The organism is Erwinia artemisiae (assembly GCF_051400835.1).
In the GTDB taxonomy this organism is placed as follows: Bacteria; Pseudomonadota; Gammaproteobacteria; order Enterobacterales; family Enterobacteriaceae; genus Erwinia; species Erwinia aeris.
In genome coordinates, this window is record NZ_JBLFFM010000003.1 from 51,719 (window position 1) to 77,284 (window position 25,566).

Annotated in this window: 24 protein-coding genes; 4 read left to right on the plus strand and 20 right to left on the minus strand. The window is 58.2% G+C overall.

The window, feature by feature from the left end:
• Window positions 1-15 precede the first annotated feature (15 nt).
• The 12 genes from nlpD to cysG form a co-directional block, all read right to left on the minus strand.
• A complete protein-coding gene (gene nlpD / locus ACMGEE_RS08120; RefSeq protein ID WP_253458892.1) occupies window positions 16-1,083 on the minus strand; it encodes a murein hydrolase activator NlpD in 1,068 nt (355 codons plus the stop codon).
• A 156-nt stretch (window positions 1,084-1,239) separates the two neighbouring features.
• The gene (locus ACMGEE_RS08125; RefSeq protein WP_125287446.1) at window positions 1,240-1,866 is read right to left on the minus strand and encodes a protein-L-isoaspartate(D-aspartate) O-methyltransferase; all 627 of its coding nucleotides are present in this window, start codon (window positions 1,864-1,866) and stop codon (window positions 1,240-1,242) included.
• A complete protein-coding gene (gene surE / locus ACMGEE_RS08130) occupies window positions 1,860-2,621 on the minus strand; it encodes a 5'/3'-nucleotidase SurE (protein WP_125287445.1) in 762 nt (253 codons plus the stop codon). Before surE ends, ACMGEE_RS08125 begins: the two co-directional genes overlap by 7 nt.
• Window positions 2,622-2,698: 77 nt before the next feature.
• A complete protein-coding gene (truD, locus tag ACMGEE_RS08135) occupies window positions 2,699-3,736 on the minus strand; it encodes a tRNA pseudouridine(13) synthase TruD (protein WP_436829876.1) in 1,038 nt (345 codons plus the stop codon).
• Window positions 3,736-4,215 (minus strand): 2-C-methyl-D-erythritol 2,4-cyclodiphosphate synthase, encoded by a 480-nt coding sequence (gene ispF, locus ACMGEE_RS08140; protein ID WP_125287443.1) that lies wholly within the window; start codon window positions 4,213-4,215, stop codon window positions 3,736-3,738. The genes truD and ispF overlap by 1 nt, the downstream gene beginning before the upstream one ends.
• Complete coding sequence (ispD, locus tag ACMGEE_RS08145) at window positions 4,215-4,925, minus strand: 2-C-methyl-D-erythritol 4-phosphate cytidylyltransferase (protein WP_253458887.1); 711 nt, start codon at window positions 4,923-4,925, stop codon at window positions 4,215-4,217. The genes ispF and ispD overlap by 1 nt, the downstream gene beginning before the upstream one ends.
• Before the next feature lie 3 nt (window positions 4,926-4,928).
• On the minus strand, window positions 4,929-5,234 hold the full coding sequence (gene ftsB / locus ACMGEE_RS08150; RefSeq protein WP_125287441.1) for a cell division protein FtsB: 306 nt from the start codon (window positions 5,232-5,234) through the stop codon (window positions 4,929-4,931).
• Window positions 5,235-5,436: 202 nt separating this feature from the next.
• A complete protein-coding gene (locus ACMGEE_RS08155; protein WP_253458885.1) occupies window positions 5,437-5,754 on the minus strand; it encodes a DUF3561 family protein in 318 nt (105 codons plus the stop codon).
• Window positions 5,755-5,810: 56 nt separating this feature from the next.
• A complete protein-coding gene (gene cysC / locus ACMGEE_RS08160; RefSeq protein ID WP_301252628.1) occupies window positions 5,811-6,416 on the minus strand; it encodes an adenylyl-sulfate kinase in 606 nt (201 codons plus the stop codon).
• On the minus strand, window positions 6,416-7,843 hold the full coding sequence (cysN, locus tag ACMGEE_RS08165) for a sulfate adenylyltransferase subunit CysN (RefSeq protein WP_253458881.1): 1,428 nt from the start codon (window positions 7,841-7,843) through the stop codon (window positions 6,416-6,418). Before cysN ends, cysC begins: the two co-directional genes overlap by 1 nt.
• Window positions 7,844-7,852: 9 nt before the next feature.
• Complete coding sequence (gene cysD / locus ACMGEE_RS08170; RefSeq protein WP_253458879.1) at window positions 7,853-8,761, minus strand: sulfate adenylyltransferase subunit CysD; 909 nt, start codon at window positions 8,759-8,761, stop codon at window positions 7,853-7,855.
• Window positions 8,762-8,770: 9 nt separating this feature from the next.
• Complete coding sequence (gene cysG, locus ACMGEE_RS08175) at window positions 8,771-10,177, minus strand: siroheme synthase CysG (RefSeq protein WP_253458876.1); 1,407 nt, start codon at window positions 10,175-10,177, stop codon at window positions 8,771-8,773.
• A 252-nt stretch (window positions 10,178-10,429) separates the two neighbouring features.
• Here cysG and ACMGEE_RS08180 point away from each other — a divergent pair, with 252 nt between their 5' ends.
• Window positions 10,430-11,428, plus strand: coding sequence for an aminopeptidase (locus ACMGEE_RS08180; protein ID WP_436829877.1), 999 nt, complete (start codon window positions 10,430-10,432; stop codon window positions 11,426-11,428).
• A gap of 8 nt (window positions 11,429-11,436) precedes the next feature.
• The gene (locus ACMGEE_RS08185; RefSeq protein WP_125287434.1) at window positions 11,437-11,721 is read left to right on the plus strand and encodes a YciI family protein; all 285 of its coding nucleotides are present in this window, start codon (window positions 11,437-11,439) and stop codon (window positions 11,719-11,721) included.
• Window positions 11,722-11,895: 174 nt separating this feature from the next.
• Here the strand turns inward: ACMGEE_RS08185 and cysH are convergent, their stop codons facing one another.
• The 3 genes from cysH to cysJ are packed head-to-tail and all read right to left on the minus strand — an operon-like array spanning window position 11,896 to window position 16,213.
• On the minus strand, window positions 11,896-12,627 hold the full coding sequence (cysH, locus tag ACMGEE_RS08190; RefSeq protein WP_253458870.1) for a phosphoadenosine phosphosulfate reductase: 732 nt from the start codon (window positions 12,625-12,627) through the stop codon (window positions 11,896-11,898).
• Window positions 12,628-12,639: 12 nt separating this feature from the next.
• Window positions 12,640-14,355 (minus strand): assimilatory sulfite reductase (NADPH) hemoprotein subunit, encoded by a 1,716-nt coding sequence (gene cysI / locus ACMGEE_RS08195; protein WP_253458867.1) that lies wholly within the window; start codon window positions 14,353-14,355, stop codon window positions 12,640-12,642.
• A gap of 52 nt (window positions 14,356-14,407) precedes the next feature.
• A complete protein-coding gene (gene cysJ, locus ACMGEE_RS08200) occupies window positions 14,408-16,213 on the minus strand; it encodes an NADPH-dependent assimilatory sulfite reductase flavoprotein subunit (protein WP_301252636.1) in 1,806 nt (601 codons plus the stop codon).
• 305 nt (window positions 16,214-16,518) lie between these two features.
• On the opposite strand from cysJ, the gene queD reads away from it, so the two are divergent.
• Window positions 16,519-16,878 carry a 6-carboxytetrahydropterin synthase QueD gene (queD, locus tag ACMGEE_RS08205; RefSeq protein WP_125287429.1) on the plus strand — a complete coding sequence of 120 codons (360 nt, stop codon included), beginning with the start codon at window positions 16,519-16,521 and terminating at the stop codon, window positions 16,876-16,878.
• 86 nt (window positions 16,879-16,964) lie between these two features.
• On the opposite strand, the gene queE is transcribed toward queD, so the two are convergent.
• Window positions 16,965-17,636 carry a 7-carboxy-7-deazaguanine synthase QueE gene (gene queE / locus ACMGEE_RS08210; RefSeq protein WP_253458861.1) on the minus strand — a complete coding sequence of 224 codons (672 nt, stop codon included), beginning with the start codon at window positions 17,634-17,636 and terminating at the stop codon, window positions 16,965-16,967.
• Between the two features lie 136 nt (window positions 17,637-17,772).
• On the opposite strand from queE, the gene ACMGEE_RS08215 reads away from it, so the two are divergent.
• Window positions 17,773-18,777: a hypothetical protein gene (locus ACMGEE_RS08215; RefSeq protein ID WP_436829878.1), complete on the plus strand. Its 1,005-nt coding sequence runs from the start codon at window positions 17,773-17,775 to the stop codon at window positions 18,775-18,777.
• A gap of 92 nt (window positions 18,778-18,869) precedes the next feature.
• On the opposite strand, the gene eno is transcribed toward ACMGEE_RS08215, so the two are convergent.
• The 4 genes from eno to relA all read right to left on the minus strand — a co-directional run bounded on the left by eno (window position 18,870) and on the right by relA (window position 25,563).
• Entirely contained in the window at window positions 18,870-20,165 is a 1,296-nt protein-coding gene (eno, locus tag ACMGEE_RS08220) for a phosphopyruvate hydratase (protein WP_253458856.1), read from the minus strand.
• 199 nt (window positions 20,166-20,364) lie between these two features.
• The gene (pyrG, locus tag ACMGEE_RS08225; RefSeq protein WP_253458853.1) at window positions 20,365-22,002 is read right to left on the minus strand and encodes a glutamine hydrolyzing CTP synthase; all 1,638 of its coding nucleotides are present in this window, start codon (window positions 22,000-22,002) and stop codon (window positions 20,365-20,367) included.
• 326 nt (window positions 22,003-22,328) lie between these two features.
• Window positions 22,329-23,111, minus strand: a complete 783-nt coding sequence (gene mazG, locus ACMGEE_RS08230) for a nucleoside triphosphate pyrophosphohydrolase (RefSeq protein ID WP_253458850.1) — start codon at window positions 23,109-23,111, stop codon at window positions 22,329-22,331.
• A gap of 223 nt (window positions 23,112-23,334) precedes the next feature.
• Entirely contained in the window at window positions 23,335-25,563 is a 2,229-nt protein-coding gene (gene relA, locus ACMGEE_RS08235; RefSeq protein ID WP_253458847.1) for a GTP diphosphokinase, read from the minus strand.
• Between the last annotated feature and the right edge of the window lie 3 nt (window positions 25,564-25,566).

Sequence of the window (25,566 nt, forward strand, 5' to 3'; positions counted from 1 at the left end):
CAGGGTTCTGCCGGTTTATCGCTGCGGCAAATAGCGCAACGGGTTTACGGATTTCCCCTTGTAACGAATTTCAAAATGCAATCTAACCGAACTGGTGCCGGTACTGCCCATTGTCGCAATCTTCTGACCCGCTTTTACTTCCTGCTGCTCGCGGACCAGCATCGTGTCGTTATGGGCATATGCACTCAGGTAGTCATCATTATGTTTGATGATAATCAAGTTGCCATAACCGCGCAGCGCATTCCCGGCATACACAACGCGCCCTGAGGCGGTTGATACGACGGGCTGTCCTCGCGATCCCGCGATATCGATACCTTTGTTGCCGCCTTCGGAAGCAGAAAAGTTATCGATAATCTTCCCGTCGGTCGGCCAACGCCAGCTGCCTACCGGAGTAGAGCTATTCGTTGTGCTGCTGACGGTCGGAGCACTTACCGGCGCTGTCGTCGTTGCGACAGTATTTGTACCGGCTGAAGGTAACATTTTGCCTTCACTTGGTTTACCTGAATCCTCAGAATACGTAATAACCGGCTGACGTGCAACCGTTGTGCTCTTCATTTGCGCAGTGGTCGGCTGAGTGGGCACGCCGCCCGCCGTTGCATCCGCTGCGGTGATGGCATTGCCGCCGGTCAGGGTGCCGCCGGAGCCGTTACTAACCTGCAACTGCTGGCCCACATTGAGGCTGTAAGGCGCAGAGACGTTATTTCGTTCGGCTAAATCACGGAAATCGTTGCCGGTAATCCAGGCAATATAGAACAGCGTATCGCCGCGTTTAACGGTGTAAGTTTCGCCGCTGTAGCTACCTTTCGGAATATTCCCATACGAGCGGTTATAGATGATACGCCCATTTTGCGTAACAACATTTTCACTTCTGCCGCCGCTCGCTGCGGGCGCGGCGCGGCCAGAACCGGAAACGATCGGCGGTGGCTGGCTGATTAATCCCCCGCCGCTGTTGGCGCTGCCATTGCCGCCTACCGAGCTGATTGGCGCCTGTGCGTTATCGCTGGAACAGCCAGCTAACCAAAAACCAACGAGTGAAACCGCCGCAATACGGCGTAATTTTACTACCGGGCTTCCCGTGCTCATTTATATCCCCCGCTACGGCAAAACTGTGCGGCCGCGCTCGGCTAAACCTGCGCCAGCAGCATTAAATTCTGAATAGACTGAATAGTAACAATATCGGCCGTCACGTGCCATTAACAGATAGAAGCCATTAACAGATGCGTACAATTGGCCGGGCGCTCAGGCCAGATCGCCCTGCACCAGCGGCACAAATCGCACCGGCTCAATGGTTTCCACCAGAAATTCGCCGTTTTTACGGGTGATGCGCTTGAGCTGCTGCTGTTCGTCGCCGACCGGCAGCACCATGATGCCGCCCTCATCAAGCTGGTTCATCAGCTCGACAGGGATCTCCGGCGGCGCAGCGGTAACGATAATCGCATCGAAAGGGCCGCGCGCCGGCCAGCCCTGCCAGCCATCGCCGTGACGGGTGGAAACATTGTGCAGATCGAGCTGCTTCAGCCGCCGTTTCGCCTGCCATTGCAGGCCTTTGATACGTTCGACGGAGCAAACATGCCCGACAAGATGCGCGAGGATAGCGGTTTGATAGCCCGAACCGGTGCCGATCTCCAGCACGCGCGACTCGGGTTTCAACGCCAGCAGCGAGGTCATTTTCGCCACGATATAGGGTTGGGAAATGGTTTGCCCGGAGCCAATCGGCAGCGCCGTATTGTCCCAGGCTTTATGCTCGAAGGCTTCATCAACGAAACGCTCGCGCGGCACCGCTTCAATCGCCTTCAGCAAGGCTTCATCCGTAATACCCTGCTGGCGCAGCTGGTCCAGCAGCGTTTCAATGCGGCGGTTTACCATTCGTTTTCAACTCCCGAACTGGCTAACCATGAAGCAACGACCTCCTGCGCGCCATGCGCGGTGAGATCGACATGCAGCGCGGTTACCGACACGTAACCTTCTTCGACGGCGGCAAAGTCCGTATCGGGACCGGCGTCGAACTTTTCACCCGGCGGGCCAATCCAGTACAGCGTATGGCCGCGCGGATCCTGTAGCGGGATAGCCTGATCGCTGGGATGACGGCTGCCGCAGCGGGTCATGCGGATACCTTTAATTTCGCTGAGCGGTAAATCCGGCACGTTGATGTTCAGGATCCGGCCGGTGCGCAACGGCTCGCGCTGCAGCGCCCGCAGCAGAGAACAGGTTACGGCGGCGGCGGTGTCGTAATGCTGATGCCCGTCCAGCGAGACGGCCAGCGCGGGCAGGCCCAGATGGCGCCCTTCCATCGCCGCCGCCACGGTGCCGGAATAGATGACGTCGTCGCCCAGGTTCGCTCCCGCATTAATGCCGGAAACGACGATATCCGGTTTGGGGCGCATCAGCGCGTTCACGCCCAAATAGACACAGTCGGTTGGCGTGCCCATCTGTACCGCAATATCGCCGTTGGGATAGCTGAAGGTACGGAGCGGCGTTTCCAGCGTCAGCGAGTTAGATGCGCCGCTGCGGTTGCGATCCGGCGCCACCACCTGCACCTCTGCAAACTCGCGCAGCGCGGCCGCCAGCGTCTGAATACCCGGCGCGTGGATACCGTCATCATTACTCAGCAATATTCGCATCTGGAATTTAACCCCTTCTTTTCAATCTGTTGGGTATCATATCATCCCCGACCGCCGCCGGGGCGCGCCTTTTGCGCCTATTCCGCTACGTCCGCCTCGCCGTCCGGCTGGTTAAGCAGTTCGCGCACCAGGCTGGTGGCAAAACTGCCCGCCGGCAGCCAGAAGGAAAGCTCGACGGTGACATCATCCCACCAGCTCCAGCGCAAATCACGCGGCACCACCAGCGCGGCGCGGCGAGCCGCCTCTACGCGCTCGCGCGCCAGCAGCGCAATCAGCGCCGTTTCGTGCGCCAGGCTTTGCTGCTCAAACGCCAGCGCCTCGCCCTGGGTGCCCGGATCGCCGCTGCCCGGCAGCGGTGCCGTCACGCGCAGCTCGTTATTCTCCGTGCGCGCCTGCAGCCCAGGCAGCTCTTCTTCGGCGGCCACAAACCAGCTGCCGCGTCCGGTAAGCTGCAATGCATCGCCCGGCATCACGCGGGTCAGCGATCCCATTTTACTCAGGCGATCGCTGACGACCTGATTAAACAGCGCGCTGCGCGCGGCGGAAAGTAAAAAGCTGCGCTTGTTGCGCTCGCGCACGCGGATCTCATCCGCCGCCCAGCGCTGCGCCATAATCAGGTTGTTGTTGGCATGGCCAAAGCGCTGCTCGCCAAAATAGTTCGGGAAACCGCCCTGCGCTATCTGCTGCAGACGCTGCTCAACGGACGCCTGGTCGGAAATCTGACGCAGGATAAGCGTAAAGGCATTGCCCTGTAGCGCGCCGGTACGCAGCTTACGACGATGCCGCGCGCTCTCCAGCACTTCACAGCCTTCCAGCTGAAAAGCGGTAAAATCCGGCGTCTCTTTGCCGGGCACGCGCAGGCAGAACCACTGCTCGGTCACGGCGTGACGATCTTTCATGCCGGCAAAGCTGACGTCGCGCGGATGAATTTTAGCGAACTTTGCCAGCGCCTCGGCCACAAAGCGGGTATTGCAGCCGTTTTTACGAATGCGCACCAGCACCTGCTCACCGTCGCCGTCCGGACGGTAGCCCAGATCTTCGATCACCACGAAATCTTCCGGGTTCGCTTTGACCACGCCGCTGGCGGCGGGCTGCCCATAAAGCCAGGCGGTCATTAAGCGTCAGCCTTGATCAGCAGCGCAACGGCTTCACAGGCGATGCCTTCGCCACGGCCGGTAAAGCCCAGCTTTTCAGTGGTGGTCGCTTTCACATTGACGCAGTCCATATGGATGCCCAGATCTTCCGCGATATGAATGCGCATCTGCGGTACGTGCGGCAGCATCTTCGGTGCCTGGGCGATAATAGTCACGTCAACGTTACCAACGCGATAGCCTTTTTTCTCAATCTGGCGCCAGGCTTCACGCAGCAGCTCGCGGCTGTCTGCCCCTTTATAAGCCGCGTCGGTATCGGGGAAAAGCTTGCCGATATCGCCCAGCGCCGCCGCGCCCAGCAGCGCATCGGTCAGCGCATGAAGCGCCACGTCGCCGTCGGAATGGGCCAGCAGCCCTTTCTCATAAGGAATTCGCACGCCGCCAATAATCAGCGGGCCTTCGCCGCCAAACGCGTGTACATCAAAACCGTGGCCGATACGCATTATGCGCTCTCCTTATTATGTAATTGAGTCAGGTAAAAAGCGGCCAGCGCCAGATCTTCCGGTCGCGTCACCTTGATATTGTCGCTGCGGCCGACGATCAGTTCGGGATGATAGCCGCAATATTCCAGCGCGGAGGCCTCGTCCGTGATGGACGCACCTTCCTGCAGCGCCCGCTGCAGACAGCTACGCAGCAGCTCCAGCGGAAACAGCTGCGGCGTCAGCGCGTGCCAGAGCGCCTCCCGCTCCACCGTATGGGCAATTGCCGGCGAGCCGGGTTCCGCGCGCTTCATGGTGTCACGCACGGGCGCGGCCAAAATGCCGCCGATGCGGCTGGTCGCGGTAATCGCCAGCAGGCGGTGTAAATCGTCGGGATGCAGACAGGGACGCGCCGCGTCGTGCACCAGCACCCAACGGGCCTCTGGCGCGGCTTGCAGACCGGCCAGCACCGAGTCGGCTCGTTCTTTGCCGCCGGCGACCCAGCGCACGCGAGGATCCTTAGCGACCGGCAGCGTAAAGAACCAGGGATCTTCTGGCGTGATAGCCACGATAATCTGATTGACCTGCGGATGCGCCAGCAGGCCGTCAATGGCGTGCTCAAGCACGCTCTTGCCGTTAATGCGAAGATATTGCTTAGGACAGGCCGCCTGCATCCGGCTGCCGACACCGGCAGCGGGCACAACGGCAATCACCTCAGTACCTGCGATAGTCATGTTTTATCGTTGTTGATTGGCCTGCGCGTTTTTACTGCGATCCGGCACAAGGCGATAGAAGGTCTCACCGGGCTTGATCATGCCCAGCTCATTGCGCGCGCGTTCTTCGATAGCTTCGGAACCGCCATTCAGGTCATCGATTTCCGCAAACAGCCGATCGTTGCGCGCTTTTAATTTGGCGTTACTGCTCTGCTGCACCGCAACATCGTCGTTAACGCGCGTATAGTCATGTAGGCCGTTCTTGCCCAGCCAGAGCGAATATTGCAGCCAGCCGAGTAGTACAAGTAACAGCAGCGTAAGTTTTCCCATCCCCGCCCCCTGAAAAACGGCTCAATCATCCCATAACTTTTCTCCCGACTCCACTGCGGCCTTGAAATAGCCGCCGTTTGGCGAATCGGTGAGCGTTCCACGGGGCTAAACAGCGTCGTCAGGCAACCTTCTGTTACCACCGGGCGCATTCAGACATCAGATTTTGCCCACGGGCGGGCAAACCTTACCACAATGAGGGCGATTACCAACCGCTCAGCAGCGTAAACAGCAGCCAGAAAAGGCCTATAACCACCACGACGGTGAGCAGGAGCGTCCAAATCAGATGGCCGCGCAGCAGCACGCTGGCGATAATACCGACCAGAACGGAAACGGGCAGCAGCGCGAGAAAGAAGGGCCAGGTATAGAGGAAGAAGAACAGCGTGTTAGAGCCGTAAAGCATAAAAGGGATCGCGAGCGCGAACCAGTAGCAGGCAAAGCCTGCCACTCCACCGGGAAACGACCAGGAAGACTCTTCCTGACCGTCATCTTTGCGGGCCAGCATGGGCGTAACGTTATGCATAAGTATCCTGTTGACGCGTAATACGGCCCGCTCTGAGGCGTTTTGCCGCGGCTATCTCAGGCTTTGATAATATCGCGGTCACGCAGCAGATCTAACACTTGAACCCGTAAATTTGTTACCAATTGTTCGCCATCCAGGCGGATTTCCGGACGTTCCGGCGCTTCATAAACGGCGTCAATGCCGGTGAAATTACGCAGCTCGCCGGCCCGCGCTTTTTTATACAGGCCTTTGGGATCGCGCGCTTCGCAGATAGCCAGCGGCGTGTCGACAAAGACTTCAATAAAGCGCCCTTCCCCAACCATGTCGCGCACCATCTGCCGCTCTTCCCGATGCGGAGAGATAAAGGCGCTCAGAACGATCAGGCCCGCATCGACCATCAGCTTTGCGACTTCGCCGACGCGCCGGATATTCTCTTTACGATCGGCGTCGCTGAAGCCCAGATCGCGGCAGAGGCCGTGACGCACGTTGTCGCCATCCAGCAGATAGGTGCTGACGCCAAGCTGATGCAGCGCCTGCTCCAGCGCGCCCGCCACGGTGGATTTACCGGAGCCGGAAAGCCCCGTAAACCACAGCACCGCGCCCTGATGACCGTGCAGCTGCTCGCGCTCCGCACGCGTTACCGCGTGCGCATGCCAGACGACGTTTTCATCGTGAGCGGCCATTATTGACCGCCTGAAATATCGCGAGCGCCCCAGTGCGGGAAGTGGCGACGCACCAGCGCGTTAAATTCCAGTTCAAAAGCGCTGAAATCACCGGTCGCCTGCGCCGCTTCCTCGTTCGGTTCGCGGATCATGCCTGCGCCGACGGTAACGTTGCTCAGACGGTCAATAAAGATCATGCCGCCGGTAACCGGATTCTGCTGGTATTTATCCAGCACCATCGGCTCGTCAAAGGTCAGATCCACCAGACCGATGCCGTTCAGCGGCAGGTTTTCCACCTGACGCTGGGCCAGGCTGTTGATTTCCACCTGATACTGAATTTTTTCGACGCGCGCGCGGGTTTTCTTGCCGGCGATTTTAATATCGAAGCTCTGACCCGGCGCCAGTGGCTGTTCCGCCATCCATACCACGTCCACGCTGGCGGCCTGCACGGGCTTCAGCTCTGTACTGGCATCTACCAGCAGATCGCCGCGGCTGATATCGATTTCGTCCTTCAGCACCAGCGTAATCGCTTCGCCGGCCTGCGCTGCCTGCAAATCGCCGTCAAAGGTCACGATGCGGGCGATGGAAGATTCCACGCCGGATGGCAGCACCTTCACGCGCTGGCCGACCTGTACCGTTCCCGACGCCAGGGTGCCCGCATAGCCGCGGAAATCCAGGTTAGGTCGGTTGACGTACTGCACCGGGAAGCGCATCGGCTGCTGTTCCACCACGCGCTTGACCTCGACGGTTTCCAACACGTCCAGCAGCGTCGGACCGGTGTACCAGCCCATCGCCTCGCTCGCGGAAGCGACGTTTTCCCCTTCCAGCGCCGACAGCGGCACAAAGCGGATATCCAGATCGTTCGGCAGCTGTTCGGCAAAATCCAGATAGTCCTGTTTGATTTGCTCGAACTTCTCTTCGCTGTACTCGACCAGATCCATCTTATTAATAGCCACCACCAGGTGCTTGATGCCCAGCAGCGTGGAGATAAAGCTGTGACGACGCGTCTGATCCAGCACGCCTTTACGGGCGTCGATCAGCAGAATGGCCAGGTCGCAGGTTGATGCGCCTGTCGCCATATTGCGGGTGTACTGCTCGTGCCCCGGCGTGTCGGCAATAATAAATTTGCGCTTTTCAGTGGAGAAATAGCGGTAGGCCACGTCGATGGTGATGCCCTGTTCCCGCTCGGCCTGCAGGCCGTCCACCAGCAGCGCCAGATCCAGTTTCTCGCCCTGGGTACCGTGACGCTTGCTGTCGTTGTGCAGCGAAGAGAGCTGATCTTCATAAATCTGGCGCGTGTCGTGCAGCAGGCGGCCAATCAGCGTGCTTTTGCCGTCGTCGACGCTGCCGCAGGTCAGAAAACGCAGCAGGCTTTTGTGCTGCTGAGCGTGCAGCCAGGCTTCCACGCCGCCCTGGTCGGCAATTTGTTGTGCAATGACGTTGTTCATCTCGGCTCCTTAGAAATAACCCTGGCGTTTCTTCAGCTCCATCGAGCCGGACTGATCGCGGTCGATCACGCGCCCCTGACGTTCGCTGGTGGTTGAAACCAGCATCTCTTCGATGATCGAAGGCAGCGTCTGCGCTTCAGATTCCACCGCGCCGGTTAGCGGCCAGCAGCCCAGCGTACGGAAACGCACCATCCGCTCCTCAATCTTCTCGCCAGGCTGTAAATCGATACGGTCGTCGTCAATCATCATCAACATGCCGTCGCGTTCCAGTACCGGACGCTTAGCGGCCAGATACAGTGGAACAATGTCGATATTTTCCAGGAAGATATATTGCCAGATATCCAGCTCGGTCCAGTTAGAGAGCGGGAAAACGCGAATGCTTTCGCCTTTATTGATCTGGCCGTTGTAGTTGTGCCACAGCTCAGGACGCTGGTTTTTCGGATCCCAGCGGTGGAAACGGTCACGGAAGGAGTAGATACGCTCTTTCGCGCGGGATTTTTCCTCGTCGCGACGCGCGCCGCCGAACGCGGCATCAAAGCCGTATTTGTTCAGCGCCTGCTTCAGCCCTTCGGTTTTCATAATGTCGGTGTGCTTGGCGCTGCCGTGCACGAAGGGATTGATGCCCATCGCCACGCCTTCCGGGTTTTTATGCACCAGCAGCTCGGCGCCAATCTCTTTTACCGTACGGTCGCGGAATTCGTACATTTCACGAAATTTCCAGCCGGTATCCACGTGCAGCAGCGGGAAAGGCAGCGTGCCCGGATAGAACGCTTTACGCGCCAGGTGCAGCATCACCGAAGAGTCTTTGCCGATAGAGTACATCATGACCGGATTGCCGAACTCTGCCGCCACTTCACGGATGATATGGATACTTTCCGCTTCCAGTTGACGCAGGTGGGTGAGTCGTTTTTGATCCATAACTTTTCCTCAAGCCAAATTCACAACGGCGGACGCCCGCTGCGCTGAATGTTGAAACCACGCCAGCTGCTGATGCAGGTTGACCACTTCCCCTATCACTAACAGGGCGGGCGTTGGCGCACGTTGTGCCAGTTGTTCTAATTCCTGTAGCGTGCCGGTCAGCACCTGCTGATCCTGACGCGTGCCGCGCCCGATCACCGCTACCGGCGTTTGCGCGTCGCGGCCATGGGCAATAAGCTGCGCCGAGATTTCGGCGGCTTTTACCGTGCCCATATAAATAGCCAGCGTCTGCCGCGCTCGGGCAAGCGATGGCCAGTCCATCTCTTCGCCGTCGGCCCGGCAATGGCCGGTGATAAACAGCACGCTTTGCGCATGGTCGCGATGCGTCAGCGGAATGCCGGCATAGGCCGTCGCGCCTGCCGCTGCGGTCACGCCCGGCACCACCTGAAATGGAATGCCCGCCTCAACCGCCGCCTGAAGCTCTTCGCCGCCGCGACCAAAAATAAAGGGATCGCCGCCCTTCAGGCGCACAACCCGCTTGCCCTTCTTCGCCAGCTCGACCAGCATCCGGTTAGTCTCTTCCTGCGGCACGCTGTGCGCGCTGGCGCGCTTGCCCACGCAGATGCGGTCGGCGTCGCGTCGGACTAAATCCAGCACCTCGTCGCTGACCAGATGGTCGTACAGCACCACGTCCGCCTGCTGCATCACCTGCAGCCCGCGCAGCGTCAGCAACCCCGCATCGCCAGGCCCCGCGCCCACCAGGATGATTTCGCCCTGGCTCGCTTCCGGATCGTCCAGCTGGCGAGCCAGCGTCTGTTCCGCGCCCGTCAGATTGCCGGAGGCGACCTGGCTGGCGAAAAGACCGTTAAACGCCTTTTCCCAAAAGCGGCGGCGCTCTGACATTTTGCTTAGCCGCTGTTTTACTCTGTCGCGCCAGCTGCCGGCCAGCGCGGCCATCTGCCCCAGATGGGCGGGCAACAGAGACTCAAGCTTTTCACGCAGCAGGCGCGCCAGTACGGGCGCCGTGCCGCTGGAGGAAATAGCCACGACCAGCGGCGACCGGTCGACAATAGAAGGGAAAATAAAAGAGCATTTAGGCTGGTCATCGACCACGTTAGCCAGCAGCCTGCGCTCGCTGGCATCGTCAAAGACGCGGCTGTTCAGTTCGCCGTCGTCGGTGGCGGCAATCACGAAATAGACCAGGTCGAGCTGGGCGCTCTGATAGTCGCGAGCAATCCACTCGACTTCACCGCTCTCCTGCAGCGCCGTCAGCTCTTCACACAGTTCGCGTGCGGCAATCTGCACCCGCGCGCCTGCGCGACGCAGCAGTTCGATTTTGCGCGCGGCTACGTCGCCGCCGCCAACCACCAGCACCGGTTTGTTTCGGATGTCTGCAAAAAGGGGAAGATAATCCACGTCAGCCTTGCTAAATAACAAAAAGTTAACGCGACTATAGGGCGGCGGCGGAGGCTTATGAAATTACTAATTGGAATGAGTAGTTACCGAATGGAATAACGTTACGGTAAAGCTACGCACAAAATGTGCTTAGCGGAGCGATTTCAGGGGCTTTCAGAAGGATTGTAATTGTGCGGAGCCCGTCACACTTTCATACTGGGACAGCAAAATATTTTCGCTGTTTCGTTACAGGATGACGATTAAGGACGTGACATGTTTTCCCGACTTTGCCTGAGCGCCCTGCTGGCGCTGGGCGTGCTTTCCCCGCTTCACGCCGCGACCAATGAAGGTCAGCTTGCCGAACAGCAGCTGCGCCATATCGCGACTTACTTTCCAGGGCGTATGGCTGGCAGTCCTGCCGAGATGTTAAACGCCGACTATCTGCAACAGCAGTTTCAGCAGTGGGGCTATGAGAGCAATAAAAGAGATTTTACGGCGCACTATCACTATAAATCACAGGATGGCCGCGTTAGCGATCGCAGCGTTATCGCGACATCGGTTATCGCCGCCCGCGCAGGCGAGGTGCCGCAGCAGATAGTTATTCTGGCGCAGGCCGATACCTGGCTGCCGCTAAGCGACAGCGATCGGCAAAAAAATCGCGGCGGCCTGACTTTACAGGGCGCGGACGATAACGCTTCCGGGGTGGCGGTGATGCTGGAGCTGGCGGAGCGTTTACAGTCGACGCCGCTGCACTACAGCCTGCGCTTTGTGGCGCTAAGCGCTTCTGCGCTGCATGGCGAAGAGGATTATCTCGCCCGCATGAAGCCGGAAGAGAAAAAGAACACGCTGCTGGTGATAAAACTAAACGATCTGCTCGTGGGCAACCGGCTCTGGTTTAACAGCGGCACCAACACGCCTGAACCGGTGGCGCGGCAGACGCGCGATCGGGCGCTGGCGCTGGCGCGCTCGGCGCATATTCCTGCCGCCACGCTGGGCAAAGCGGTGAAAAATGAACCGGCGGTAGAGACGTTTGATAAGGCAGGCATTCCATTGCTGAGCGTTCGCGCTGCCAACTGGGATAAAAAAGGCCATCGGGTGCATACCAGTAACGTGCATTTTCCGCAGGGAAGCTGTCAGCAGCAGGCCAGCTGCGATAACCTAGCCTGGATCGATCGCTGGCTGCCTGGCCGCATCACGCACCGCACGCGCGACAGCGTGAAAATCCTGCTGCCGCTGATCCGCGAGTTAGCCAATCCTCAACCTGAAGCTTAAGGAAGCCTATGTACATTGTCAGTCTGACCTATAACCGCCCGATGCCGGAAGTGGAAGCGGCGCTGGATGCGCATATCGCCTGGCTGGATACTTACTTTGCCGACGGCACCTTTATTGCCGCCGGACGTAAAGATCCGCGTACCGGCGGCGTGATCCTGATAAAGGATATCGATCGCGCTCGGCTGGATCGTATTCTGGCAGAGGATGCTTTTCAGAAGGTGGCGGATTACGAGGTCACTAAAGTGAACGTCACGCGCGGCTCGGCGGACTTTTCTGCGCTGGTGGGACTGTAGGTTTTCGGGAAAGGGGCAATCGTTTCTGGAAGGAAAAGGTTAATTCAACACCATAAAAGCGTCAGCCGCAGTAAAAACAGCGGCTGACGACAGAAACGGCGCCTTTTCTTTGCAGGTTCTTCTGGCGCTTTCCCTGCGCCAGAAATTTTGCCTCGGTAACGCGCCGCTGGCGGCTTATTCGTGCAGGCCGCACTCGCGTTTCAGGCCGAAGAAGCGCGTTTCTTCTTCCGCCATGCCCGGCTCCCACTTCCGCGTGGTGTGCGTATCGCCAACCGACAGATAGCCCTGATCCCACAGCGGATGATAGCCCAGGCCGTGCTCCTTCAGATACTGATAAACCTGGCGGTTGTCCCAGTCGATAATCGGCAGCACCTTGAACACGCCGCGCTGAATAGCCAGCACCGGCAGATGGGCGCGGCTGCTGGACTGATCGCGACGCAGACCGGCAAACCACGTCTGCGCATGCAGCGTTTCCAGCGCGCGGTTCATCGGCTCAACTTTGTTGATCTCGTTGTAGCGTTCGATACCTTCCACGCCCTGCTCCCACAGCTTGCCGTAGCGCGCTTCCTGCCACGCCGCGCTCTGTTCGGCGCGGAATACCTTCAGGTTCAGACCGAGCTTATCGGTCAGCTCGTCAATAAACTGATAGGTTTCCGGGAACAGATAGCCGGTATCGGTCAGGATCACCGGAATATCCGGCTTCGCCTGGGTCACCAGATGCAGACTCACCGCCGCCTGGATGCCAAAGCTGGAAGAAAGCACCGCCTCGCCGGGCAGATTTTCGAGCGCCCAAATAACGCGATCCTGTGCCGACAGCTTTTCCAGCCTGGTGTTGATTTCCGCCAGCGCCATTACGCGTTCGACTTTGGGTAGTGCATTCAGTGCCGAGAGATCGAGTACAGCCATTTCGCGCCTCCGTTATGCCCAAAAATCGCGAGCCGGATCGAGAACAGGTTCCACCACGCCAGCGCGGATAGTGAAATCGCCAAAGCCTTCGTCCGCTTCGCGTTCTTTTGACCAGCGACCCAACAGATGATCGAGGGTAGTTAAAATTTCATCTTCGGTAATGTTTTCACGGTACATACGCGGGATGCGCGTGCCGATGCGGTTGCCGCCCAGATGCAGGTTATAGCGCCCCGGCGCTTTGCCGACCAGGCCGACCTCGGCCAGCAGCGCGCGGCCGCAGCCGTTAGGACAGCCGGTCACGCGCAGGACGATATGCTCATCGCCCACGCCGTGCGCCGTCATCAGCTCTTCCACGCGGGTCACGAACGACGGCAGAAAACGTTCGGCTTCCGCCATCGCCAGCGGACAGGTCGGGAACGCCACGCAGGCCATCGAGTTTTCGCGCTGCGCGGTGACGTTTTCCATCAGGCCGTGCTCGCGGGCCAGCGCTTCGATCGCCGGCTTGTGCGCTTCCGGCACGCCCGCCACAATCAGGTTCTGATTGGCGGTCAGGCGGAAGTCGCCTTTGTGCACCTTCGCAATTTCGGCCAGGCCGGTTTTCAGCGGACGGCCCGGATAGTCCAGCAGGCGGCCATTTTCAATAAACAGCGTCAGATGCCAGTTGTTATCAATCCCTTTCACCCAGCCGAAACGGTCGCCGCGCGTGGTGAATTCATAAGGGCGGATCGGCTCGAAGGTCAGGCCGGCGCGGCGCTCCACTTCCTGCTTAAAGGTTTCCACGCCCACGCGCTCCAGCGTGTACTTGGTTTTGGCGTTTTTACGATCGGTACGGTTGCCCCAGTCGCGCTGCGTGGTGACGACCGCTTCCGCGACGTCGAGGATTTTTTCGACCGGCAGATAGCCAAACTCGCTGGCGGTGCGCGCGTAAGTCGCTTTGTTGCCGTGATCGATAGACAATCCGCCGCCCACCAGCAGGTTAAAGCCGACCAGCCTGCCGTTCTCGGCAATGGCAATAAAGTTCAGATCGTTAGCGTGCAGATCCACATCGTTATGCGGCGGCACCACTACGGTGGTTTTAAACTTACGCGGCAGATAGGTTTCGCCCAGGATCGGCTCTTTATCCGTGGTGGCGACCTTTTCCTGATCCAGCCAGATTTCCGCATAGGCGCGGGTCTGCGGCAGCAGATGCTCGGAGAGTTTTTTCGCCCATTCGTAGGCTTCCTGATGCAGCTCGGATTCTATCGGGTTCGAGGTGCACAGCACGTTACGGTTCACGTCGTTCGCCGTTGCCAGCGCATCCAGGCCGACTTCGCTCAGCATCTGGTGAGCAGGCTTGACGTTGCCCTTCAGGATGCCGTGAAACTGGAAGGTCTGGCGGTTGGTCAGACGAATGCTGCCGTAAATCGTGTTGTCCGCCGCGAACTTATCAATAGCCAGCCACTGCGTCGGCGTAATGATGCCGCCCGGCAGACGGCAGCGCAGCATCATCGCGTGACGCGGCTCCAGCTTCTGCTCGGCGCGCTCGGCGCGAATATCGCGGTCGTCCTGCTGGTACATGCCGTGGAAGCGGATCAGCAGAAAGTTGTCGCCGGTGAAACCGCCGGTCAGGCCGTTATCTAAATCTTCCGCGATAGTTCCGCGCAGATAGTTGCTCTCTTTTTTCAGGCGCTCGGCGTCGGTCAGCTTGCCTTCAACCACCAACGGGCCAGGATGTTTTTCATTGCTCATAAGGCTTTCTCTTTAATATTCGTTAGTGCCGCCGGATATCCGGCGGGGCCGGCTAGTAGACGTCGCGCTGATAGCGGCGCTCGATACGCAGCTCGCTTAAGAATTCGTCGGCGCTTTCCGTATCCATACCGCCATGCTCCGCCACCACTTCCAGCAGGGCCTGCTCCACATCCTTCGCCATACGGTTGGCGTCGCCGCACACGTAAATATGCGCGCCTTGCTGGATCCAGCGCCACACTTCCGCCCCTTTGGCGCGAATTTTGTCCTGCACGTAAACTTTTTGCTGCTGATCGCGCGACCACGCCAGATCGATATTGGTCAGCAGGCCGTCTTTCACGTAGCGCTGCCATTCGACCTGGTACAGGAAATCTTCGGTAAAGTGCGGATTGCCGAAGAAGAGCCAGTTTTTGCCTTCTGCGCCGTCGTTATCGCGCTGCTGCATAAAGGCGCGGAACGGCGCGATGCCGGTGCCCGGCCCAATCATAATGACCGGCGTTTCGGGATTGGCCGGCAGGCGGAAGTTATCGTTATGTTCGATAAAGACGCGGACTTCGCCGTCTTCTTCCAGCCGATCCGCCAGGAAGCTGGAAGCGCCGCCCGCGCGCGCGCGGCCATCAATGTCATAGCGCACCGCACCGACGGTAATGTGCACTTCGCTTTCGCTCTCCGCCTGCGAAGAGGCGATAGAATAAAGACGCGGCGTGAGCGGACGCAGCAGCGCCGTCAGCTGTTCGGCGCGCAGCTCGATTGGCGCCTGACGCACCATATCCACGATCGGCGTCGTCTGCGCATAGTGCTGCAAACGGCTCTTATCGCCGACCAGGGCCAGCAGATTTTCATCGCGGCTAAGCTTGCCGTACTGCTCGACGATTTGCGTGGTGTTGACCGTCAGCTCGAAATGCTTTTGCAGCGCTTCGCTGAGCGGCAGCGTAGCGCCGTTGACCTCTACGGGCTCACTGCCTTTCAGCCACAGTAGCCCGACCAGCTCCTGCACCAGCGCAGGATCGTTTTCATACCAGACGCCCAGCGCGTCGCCCGGCTGATAGCGCAGCCCGGAATCGCCCAGGTCGATTTCGATATGGCGCACGTCTTTATCCGAGTTACGGCCGGTGATCTTCTGATTCACGGCCAGGCTGGCGGTCAGCGGCTCTTCTTTGGTGTAAGGGCTGCTAAGCACTTCGTTAACCGTGCCGGTAGCGGTGACTGCCGCTGCGGCCGGCGATTCGCTCGGCACGCGCGCCTTCAGGATCTCTACAATCTTTTTCCGCCACTGTTCCGCTTCGGCCGCGTATTCGACATCGGCATCCACGCGATCCAGCAGGCGTTCGCCGCCCAGCTCGCCCAGCTTGTTATCGAAATCTTTGCCGGCCTGGCTGAAGAACTCATAAGAGGTATCGCCCAGACCAAAGACTGCGAAAGCGGTGTCGGCCAGCTTCGGCGCTTTCTTTGACATCAGAAACTTATGCAGCGCCACGGCTTCTTCCGGCGGCTCGCCCTCGCCCTGCGTGGAGGTAACCACGACCAGCAGCTTCTCCTGTGCGATCTGCTTGAACTTGTAGTCGCCCGCGTTGACCAGGTTCACGTTCAGCTTAGCCGCCAGCAGATCGTCGCGCAGCTGCTCGGCGACGCGACGGGCGTTGCCGGTCTGCGAGGCGGAAAGCAGCGTAATGGTTGGCGCATCGACCGGCGCTGGCGCGCTGGCGGTTACCGCGCCCGGCGCCTGATTGACCATGCCCCAGAAGTAGCCGGAGAGCCAGGCCAGCTGCGTGGTAGAGAAATCGCCGGTTGCCGCCTGAAGGCGGGAAAGCTGTTCCGGGTTAAGCGGAAGCAGAGAAGCAGGAGGTGCCTGAGTCGTCATTGCGTTGAAAGTTCCAGTATCGGTGGTCAGGGCCGTAAAGACAGCAAGATAACGTTAGGGTAACGACTGGCATAATAACCCTTAAAGAAGGGTTGGTAATATAAAATAACCAAAATGACTAAACGGTTTTACAAGTAAGCGATAGCGGCGAAACCGGTTAATTAACTTATTGTTTATTATGAACTTAGTCAGAAGACGCTTTTGCTACGGGCCAGGATGTGCGGATTGGCCGGGAAACGGGTGCGAAAAAAGGCTTTTTCAGGTAGACTTCGCCCGTTTTTTTGAGAAATAACCGAGACTGTCATATGGCTACCACGCTGTTTAAAGATTTCCAATTCGAGGCGGCTCACCACCTGCCCAACGTGCCGGAAGGCCATAAATGCGGCCGCCTGCACGGGCACTCTTTCCTGGTGCGGCTCGAAATCACCGGCGAAGTGGACGCGCATACCGGCTGGGTCATGGATTTTGCCGAACTGAAGGCGGCCTTCAGGCCGCTTTACGACAGGCTGGATCACTATTATCTGAACGAGATCCCAGGGCTGGAAAACCCGACCAGCGAAGTGCTGGCAAAATGGATCTGGGATCGGATGAAGCCGACGCTGCCTCTGCTCAGCGCCGTGATGATCAAAGAGACCTGCACGGCGGGCTGCGTTTACAAAGGCTGATGCTCTGGCGGCAGAGGTCGCCGAAGCCTATGGATAACAATGACAGGGATTAACTAAAAAGGCGGCCTCGGTGCCGCCTTTTTTTATCAGGCGATATTCAGGTATTTGTGTGTCTGCATCGACAGGCGCCAGTTGCGCGCGATGCAGGTTTCAATGCAAAGTTTGGTCGCGTCGTCTTTCTGGCTGATCGGCTGTAGGGCAATGATACGCGGCTTGCTGTCGCTCAGCGTCGCCAGCAGGGCGTCCAGCGCCTCTACGTCGCGCTGACGGGCCACCGGATGCTTCACTTCATCAGCGCGAACCAGCGCCTGGTTCAGCACATCATAGCCGCCGCGCATATTGACCTTAGGCGAAACGGTAACCCAGGTTTTTTCGCTGCACTGCACCCGATGCGTGCCGCTGGTTTCAATCTGGCAGCTGAAGCCCTGCTGCTCCAGCGCTTCGGTCAGCGGCGTCAGATCGTGAATGCAGGGCTCGCCGCCGGTAATCACCACGTGCCGGGCCGTCCAGCCGCGCTGCGCAATTACCGCCAGTAACGCCTCCGCGTCCGCCGCGCCCCATGCATCGGTTTCCACCGTCTTCAGCAAGATATCGCCCAGCGAGGTTTCCCGATCGGCCAGCTTATCCCAGGTGTGTTTGGTATCACACCAGCTGCAGCCCACCGGGCATCCCTGCAGGCGGATAAAAATTGCCGGAACGCCGGTATAAAACCCTTCGCCCTGCAACGTCTGGAACATTTCATTAATCGGGTACTGCATCACGCTCTCAATTGACTGTAAAAATAAGGGCGCAAAGTATGACAGATAGCGGCTTTTTAACCAAATCACATTGTGCGGGGGAACCCGGCAACTTTTTATCCCACCTAACCTCATCACTCTTTTCTGAGGTAATCCTATGAACATGCCCATCAGCAGTTTACTGAATCGCGTACTGCTGAATGCCAGCAGCGAGGCGTCGAGCGCGTTCCAGCCGCCTCAGCAGCAGTCCGGCGCGCAGGCCGCGCGCACGGGCAGCATCAGCTTTGGCTCGCCCGCGACCAGTAATCTGCCGGAGCTGAGTAAAAATGGGCAGGATGACGCGGGCAGCTCTTCGTTTAATCAGTTTATGCAGCAGATTGGCAAACTGTTACAGACGGCGCTGTCCGCTATCGATTCGCTGGCGCAGCAGGTGAATAAGGCACACGCTTCGCCCGAACGCATCAACGCCGCCTCGCCAGCGGTCGCTAATGGCCCTTCGACCACGCCCTTAGCCAACGGAACCGCCGCGCCGTCGCAGACCACAACGGCCGCAAACGCTGACGTTACGGCCGCCTCATCCACCAGCAGCAGCCAGGCGGTAAACAGCAATACAGCGCTCGATCCTGCCAAAAACAGCCTGACGTTTGAAAACAAAGGCGACAAGCCCATGACCATCGCCTTTACGCCCAACGCCGACGGCAGCGCCAGGCCTGACGATCTCACCTTGCAACCGGGCGAAACCAAAACGCAGAACTTTGAGGCCAACTGGTCGGGCAATTTCCGCAGCACCGCAGGCGACGGCGCCAACGCGACGCTGGGCGAGGTGAAATTTGACGGCGGCAGCGGACAGACTTATTACGACGTCAGCTATATCGAAGGCAATAACGCGGCCATGACCATTGGCCCCGCGAAGGGCGACGGCAGGGTTTCCGGGACGCTGGACGATCTGGTTTCAAACGCGCCCGACGGCATTAAAGCGAAAGACGCGGACGGCAACGTTTATGGCCTGAAAAAATCCACGACTTCAAACCAGCAGGACGCGGCGGTAGTGGATTATTACCGGCAGCATGTGGCCGCCGACAAGGGCTATGTTATCCCTTCCGATGATGCGAGCACCCTGGGCAGCAGCACGAAAAACCTGAAGGTTGAACTGAAAGGCTAAGCGTGACGGCCGGTAAATAGCCAATAAAAAAGCCCCGTCCAGAGACGGGGCTTTCAGATCATCCCGACCTTTAAGGCCGGGAAAACGTCAGCTTACTGACCTTTAACTTCTTTCAGACCGTTGAACGGCGCACGGCTGCCCAGCGATTCTTCGATACGGATCAGCTGGTTGTACTTGGCAACACGGTCAGAACGGCTCATAGAACCGGTTTTGATCTGGCCCGCTGCGGTACCTACTGCCAGGTCGGCAATAGTTGCGTCTTCGGTTTCGCCTGAACGGTGAGAAATCACTGCGGTATAGCCCGCGTCTTTCGCCATTTTGATTGCAGCCAGGGTTTCGGTCAGAGAACCGATCTGGTTGAATTTGATCAGAATGGAGTTAGCGATGCCTTTCTCGATACCTTCTTTCAGGATTTTGGTGTTGGTCACGAACAGGTCGTCGCCCACCAGCTGGATTTTGTCGCCCAGCACTTTGGTCTGATAGGCAAAGCCGTCCCAGTCGGATTCGTCCAGGCCGTCTTCGATAGAGACGATTGGGTACTGTTTGGTCAGATCTTCCAGGAAGTGAGTGAACTCTTCGGAAGTGAAGGCTTTGTTGCCTTCGCCAGCCAGTACATATTTGCCGTCTTTGTAGAATTCAGAAGCCGCACAGTCCATCGCCAGCGTGATGTCTTTGCCCAGCTCGTAGCCTGCTGCTTTTACCGCTTCCGCGATAACGGCCAGCGCTTCGGCGTTGGAGCCCAGGTTTGGCGCATAGCCGCCTTCGTCGCCTACAGCGGTGCCCATGCCTTTAGACTTCAGCACTTTTGCCAGGGTGTGGAACACTTCAGAACCCATGCGGATCGCTTCTTTCAGCGTTTTCGCGCCTACTGGCTGGATCATGAATTCCTGAATGTCGACGTTGTTGTCGGCGTGCTCACCGCCGTTGATGATGTTCATCATTGGCAGCGGCATAGAGAATTTGCCCGGGGTGCCGTTCAGCTCGGCGATGTGCTCATACAGCGGCATGCCTTTAGCGGCAGCAGCAGCTTTAGCCGCAGCCAGAGAAACGGCCAGAATGGCGTTAGCGCCAAATTTGGATTTGTTTTCGGTGCCGTCAAGATCGATCATGATCTTGTCGATGTTTGCCTGGTCTTTGGCATCTTTGCCGGTTACCGCGTCAGCGATTGGGCCGTTAACGGCTGCAACGGCTTTGGTCACGCCTTTACCCAGGAAACGAGATTTGTCACCGTCACGCAGTTCCAGCGCTTCACGGGAACCGGTAGAAGCGCCTGATGGTGCGGCCGCCATACCGACAAAACCGCCTTCCAGATGCACTTCTGCTTCAACGGTCGGGTTGCCACGAGAGTCGATGATTTCGCGACCGATGACTTTAACGATTTTGGACATTAGTTTTTCCTCAGTACAAGTTAACTTAAAACTCAGACAAACAACGCGCGAAAATAGTTCTTATCTTTCGAGCCGGAGCGGTGCTGGCTGGCTCACCCCGGTCACTTACTAAAGTAAGCGCCGGGGATCCACTCGATAGCCGCCTTGCTTCAGCTCAAAACCTGGCAAGTATAAATTCGCGCGCTGCCATGAAAACTACTTATTTCGCCAAACGCTTCTGGTGCTCGCTGGCTGCCTTAACGAAGCCGGCGAAGAGTGGATGACCGTCACGCGGCGTTGAGGTGAATTCCGGGTGGAACTGACACGCAACAAACCACGGATGGTTCGGGATCTCAATGATCTCGACCAGCTGATCGTCACCAGAACGCCCGGCAACGCGTAATCCGGCCGCTTCAATCTGCTTTAACAGCATATTGTTGACTTCATAGCGGTGGCGATGGCGCTCAACGATGGTGTCAGAGCCATACAGCTGGCGCACCAGGCTGTCCGGCGTCAGCTGACACTGCTGGCTGCCCAGGCGCATGGTGCCGCCCAGATCGCTCTTCTCAGAACGCACTTCAACGTTGCCCTCTTCGTCGCGCCATTCGGTGATCAGCGCCACGACCGGGTACTTACAGTCTGGCACAAATTCCGTTGAGTTCGCATCCGCCATACCGGCTACGTTACGCGCGAACTCCATCAGCGCGACCTGCATCCCCAGGCAGATGCCCAGGTAAGGAATATTGTTTTCACGCGCGTAGCGAGCGGTCATCAGCTTGCCTTCCACGCCACGGTAGCCGAAGCCGCCAGGGATCAGGATAGCATCCAAATCTTTCAGAATTTCTACGCCACGGCTTTCCACATCCTGCGAATCGATCAGCTTGATGTTGACCGTTACGCGGTTTTTCAGGCCGCCGTGCTTCAGCGCTTCAATCACCGACTTATAGGCATCCGGCAGCTCAACATATTTGCCGACCATGCCGATGGTGACTTCGCCGCCCGGATTGGCTTCTTCATAGATAACCTGTTCCCATTCGGCCAGGTTCGCTTCCGGCGCGTTCAGGTTGAAGCGCTTGCAGATATAGTCATCCAGGCCCTGCGATTTGAGCATACCCGGAATTTTATAGATAGAATCAACGTCTTTCAGCGAAATAACCGCTTTTTCCGGCACGTTACAGAACAGCGCGATTTTCGCCCGCTCGTTGGCCGGCACGGCGCGGTCTGAACGGCAGATCAGCACGTCAGGCTGAATGCCGATAGAGAGCAGCTCTTTCACCGAGTGCTGGGTTGGCTTGGTTTTGACTTCACCCGCCGCCGCCATATAAGGCACCAGCGTCAGGTGCATGTACATGGTGTGCTCACGGCCAACGTCAACCGCCATCTGGCGGATCGCTTCAAGGAACGGCAGGGATTCGATGTCGCCGACGGTGCCGCCGATTTCCACCAGTACCACGTCGTGACCTTCGCCACCTTCGATGATGCGTTCTTTAATGGCGTTGGTAATGTGCGGGATCACCTGAATGGTCGCGCCCAGATAGTCGCCGCGACGCTCTTTGCGCAGCACTTCCGAGTAGATACGGCCAGTGGTGAAGTTATTGCGGCGGCTCATTTTGGTGCGAATGAAGCGCTCATAGTGGCCCAGATCGAGATCCGTTTCCGCACCGTCATCGGTGACGAAGACTTCGCCGTGCTGAGTAGGGCTCATGGTACCCGGATCCACGTTGATATATGGGTCCAGCTTCATGATGGTCACATTAAGACCACGTGCTTCAAGAATGGCGGCCAGGGAGGCTGCGGCAATGCCTTTACCCAGAGAGGATACGACCCCGCCGGTCACAAAAATATAGTTCGTTGTCATGCTGAACCTGAGAAAGTAGGTTTAAAGACGATGGAATAACCAGGACGGGAAAACAGTATACGGGATTCCCCTGCATGCCACAATTAATCGTTTCCGGTTATGTGCCAGCCATCGTATTGACCGTCACGAGAGTACCCGATTCTCTGCGTGCTGAAGTTGATTGCGATCACACTTTTGTTGAATCGAGTCAGCGAGTTATTCGCCACGAGGGAATAATCCGACCGCTGCCAGGATAGCAAAGCGAAAAAAACAAAAGGGGCGCGCTGGCCCGCCGCGAAAGACGGGCTAACGGACGGGAGAAACAGATTTTCCCTTTTCAGGCCCTGCTATTCCTTCGCCTTCACCTGCTGCCAGGCGGCCTCCATTTGCTCCAGCGTGGCCTCCTGCATTGGCAATCCCTGTGCGGCGATAATTTCTTCTACCTGACGGAAGCGACGCTCGAATTTATCGTTGGCTTTTTGCAGCGCCGTTTCCGCTTTGCTGCCCAGATGCCGCGAGAGATTAACCGTGGCAAACAGCAGATCGCCAATCTCCTCTTCCAGCTTTTGCTGGTCGATGACCGCCTGTTTGGCTTCGTGCATCACTTCATCAATTTCTTCGTAAACTTTGTCCAGCACCGGGCCAAGCGTATGCCAGTCAAAGCCGACGTTGCTGCAACGCTTCTGGATTTTGTGCGCGCGCATCAGCGCGGGCAGCGCGCGAGGAATATCGTCCAGCGCCGAGTGCTGCGCTTTACCGGCACGTTCCTGCGTTTTAATCGCTTCCCAGTTCACCAGCACCTCTTTGCTGTCGCGAACCTGCGCATCGCCAAAGATATGCGGATGGCGACGCTCCAGCTTGTCGCTGATGGTCTGGCAAACGGCATTAAAGTCAAAGCGCCCTTCTTCCTGCGCCATCTGCGCATAGAACACCACCTGAAACAGCAGATCGCCCAGCTCGCCCTGCAGGTCGTCAAAATCTTCGCGGCTGATGGCGTCCAGCACTTCATAGGTTTCTTCAAGGGTGTAAGGCGCGATGCTGGCAAAGGTCTGCTCACGATCCCACGGGCAGCCAGCTAGCGGATCGCGCAGGGTTTTCATGATGCCCAGCAGGCGATCGATAGCGTTCATAACGGAGTCCATTTGTAAGGAAGAAAAAAACGACTATACGGCATGGCAAGGCAAAATTCATGCAGGGAAAGGAATAAAGCTTCGGTCATCAGCAGGCCACCTGCGCCCGGCCAGCGCGCTATCCCCTGACAGGGATAAACGCGGCCGGCGCGCAAAAAGGCAACCAGGCAGCAGGCTTGCAGGGTCGTCGCCTAAGCAGGCCTGTCCGGGCAGGGGGAAGGCATTAATGCAGCCTTCTGGCGTCAATGATATCCGGCACCTGGTTCAGCCTGGCCAGCACGCGGCCCAGCACCTGCTGATTGTAAATTTCGATATCCATATCGATAGTCGCCAGCTGCTTTTTGGTATCGCTCCTGCTGGAGACGCCCAGCACGTTGACCTTCTCGTTGGCGAGGATGGTCGTGATGTCGCGCAGCAGGCCGCTGCGATCGTTGGCGGTGACGCGCACCACCAGCGAGTAGCCGCTGGAGTAGCTTTCGCCCCACACCGCATCGACAATCCTTTCCGGCGCGTGCGACATCAGCTCGGTCAGCTGATCGCAGTCGGCGCGGTGGATAGAGATGCCGCGTCCCTGGGTGATAAAGCCGGTGATATCGTCGCCGGGGATCGGCTGGCAGCAGCGGGCGATATGGTGCATCAGGTTGCCGACGCCCTCGACCACCACGCGGCCGCTCTCCTTGCTGCGCGGCACGGAGGATTTCAGCGTCAGCTGGCGCAGCGCCTCGCGATCTTCTTCTTCCGCGCTCGGCTTGTTCAGCTTCGATTGCAGGAAGTTGCTCATCTGGTTCAGACGAATATCGCCGCCGCCGATAGCGGCCAGCAGCTCGTCCAGCGAGTTGACGTTATAGCGCGGCAGCAGCAGCTTTTCCGCCTCTTTCAGGCTGATATCCAGGTGATCCAGCTCGTTATCGAGGATCTGCTTGCCCGCGACGATATTTTTATCGCGATCCTGCTTACGGAACCAGGCGTGAATTTTTGATCGCCCACGGCTGGTGGTGACGTAGCCCAGGTTGGGATTCAGCCAGTCGCGGCTTGGGTTCGGCTGCTTTTGGGTGATGATGTCGATTTGATCGCCCATCTGCAGCTGATAGGTAAAGGGCACGATGCGGCCGCCGATTTTCGCGCCGATGCAGCGGTGGCCGATATCGCTGTGGATATGGTAAGCAAAGTCCAGCGGCGTGGAGCCGGCGGGCAGATCCACCACGTCGCCTTTAGGCGTAAACACATAGACGCGATCGTCAAAGACCTGGCTACGCACCTCGTCCAGCATTTCGCCGGAGTCCGCCATCTCTTCCTGCCAGGCAATCAGCTTACGCAGCCAGGCGATACGCTCTTCGTGCCCCGACGCGCCGCGCGCGCTGCCGGTCGTGCCGCCCTCTTTGTACTTCCAGTGTGCGGCCACGCCCAGCTCGGCGTCTTCATGCATCTGCCGCGTGCGGATCTGGATCTCAACGGTTTTGCCCTTCGGCCCCAGCACCACGGTATGAATCGACTGATAGCCGTTCGGCTTGGGATTGGCGACGTAGTCGTCAAATTCGCTGGGCAGGTGGCGATAAAGCGTATGCACTATCCCCAATGCGCCGTAGCAGTCCTGCAAACGTTCGGCGACGATACGCACGGCGCGCACGTCAAACAGCTCGTCGAACGCCAGCGATTTTTTCTGCATCTTGCGCCAGATGCTGTAGATATGTTTCGGGCGGCCGTACACTTCCGCTTTGACGCCCTGCCTGACGATCTCGTCACGCAGCGACTGCACGAAAGTGTCGATATACTGCTCGCGGTCGATGCGGCGCTCGTGCAGCAGTTTGGCGATGCGTTTGTATTCATCCGGGTGCAGATAGCGGAAGCAGAAATCCTCCAGCTCCCATTTCAGCTGGCCTATCCCTAAACGGTTAGCAAGCGGCGCATAGATATTGGTGCACTCTTTGGCGGCAAGCACGCGCTCGTCTTCCGGCGCGTCCTTCACCTCGCGCAGATGGGCGATACGCTCGGCCAGCTTGATTACCACGCAGCGGAAATCTTCCACCATCGCCAGCAGCATGCGCCTGACGTTATCGACCTGCTCCGAAGCCATAGAGTCGTTGTGGGTCGCTTTCAGCTGGCGGATGGCGTCCATATCCCGTACGCCGTGCACCAGCGAGACGATGGCTTTGCCGTACTTTTCTTCCAGCACCTCTTCGGACACCACGCCCGCGTCCGCCAGAGGAAAAAGCAGCGCGGCGCGCAGGCTTTCGCTGTCCATGCTGAGCATGGAGAGGATCTCCACCATTTCGACGCCGCGCCAGAGCAGGAGCGCCGCATCGGGATGATGGCGGGTGGTTTCTTCGCAATAGCGCCAGGTATCAGCCAGTCGTTCGCATGACTGGGGATTCGCGATCCCCAAACTGGTGATCCACTGGTCGAGCGCAAACTCACCGGCCGTATTCAGATGTGCACTTCTTACCGCAACCATATC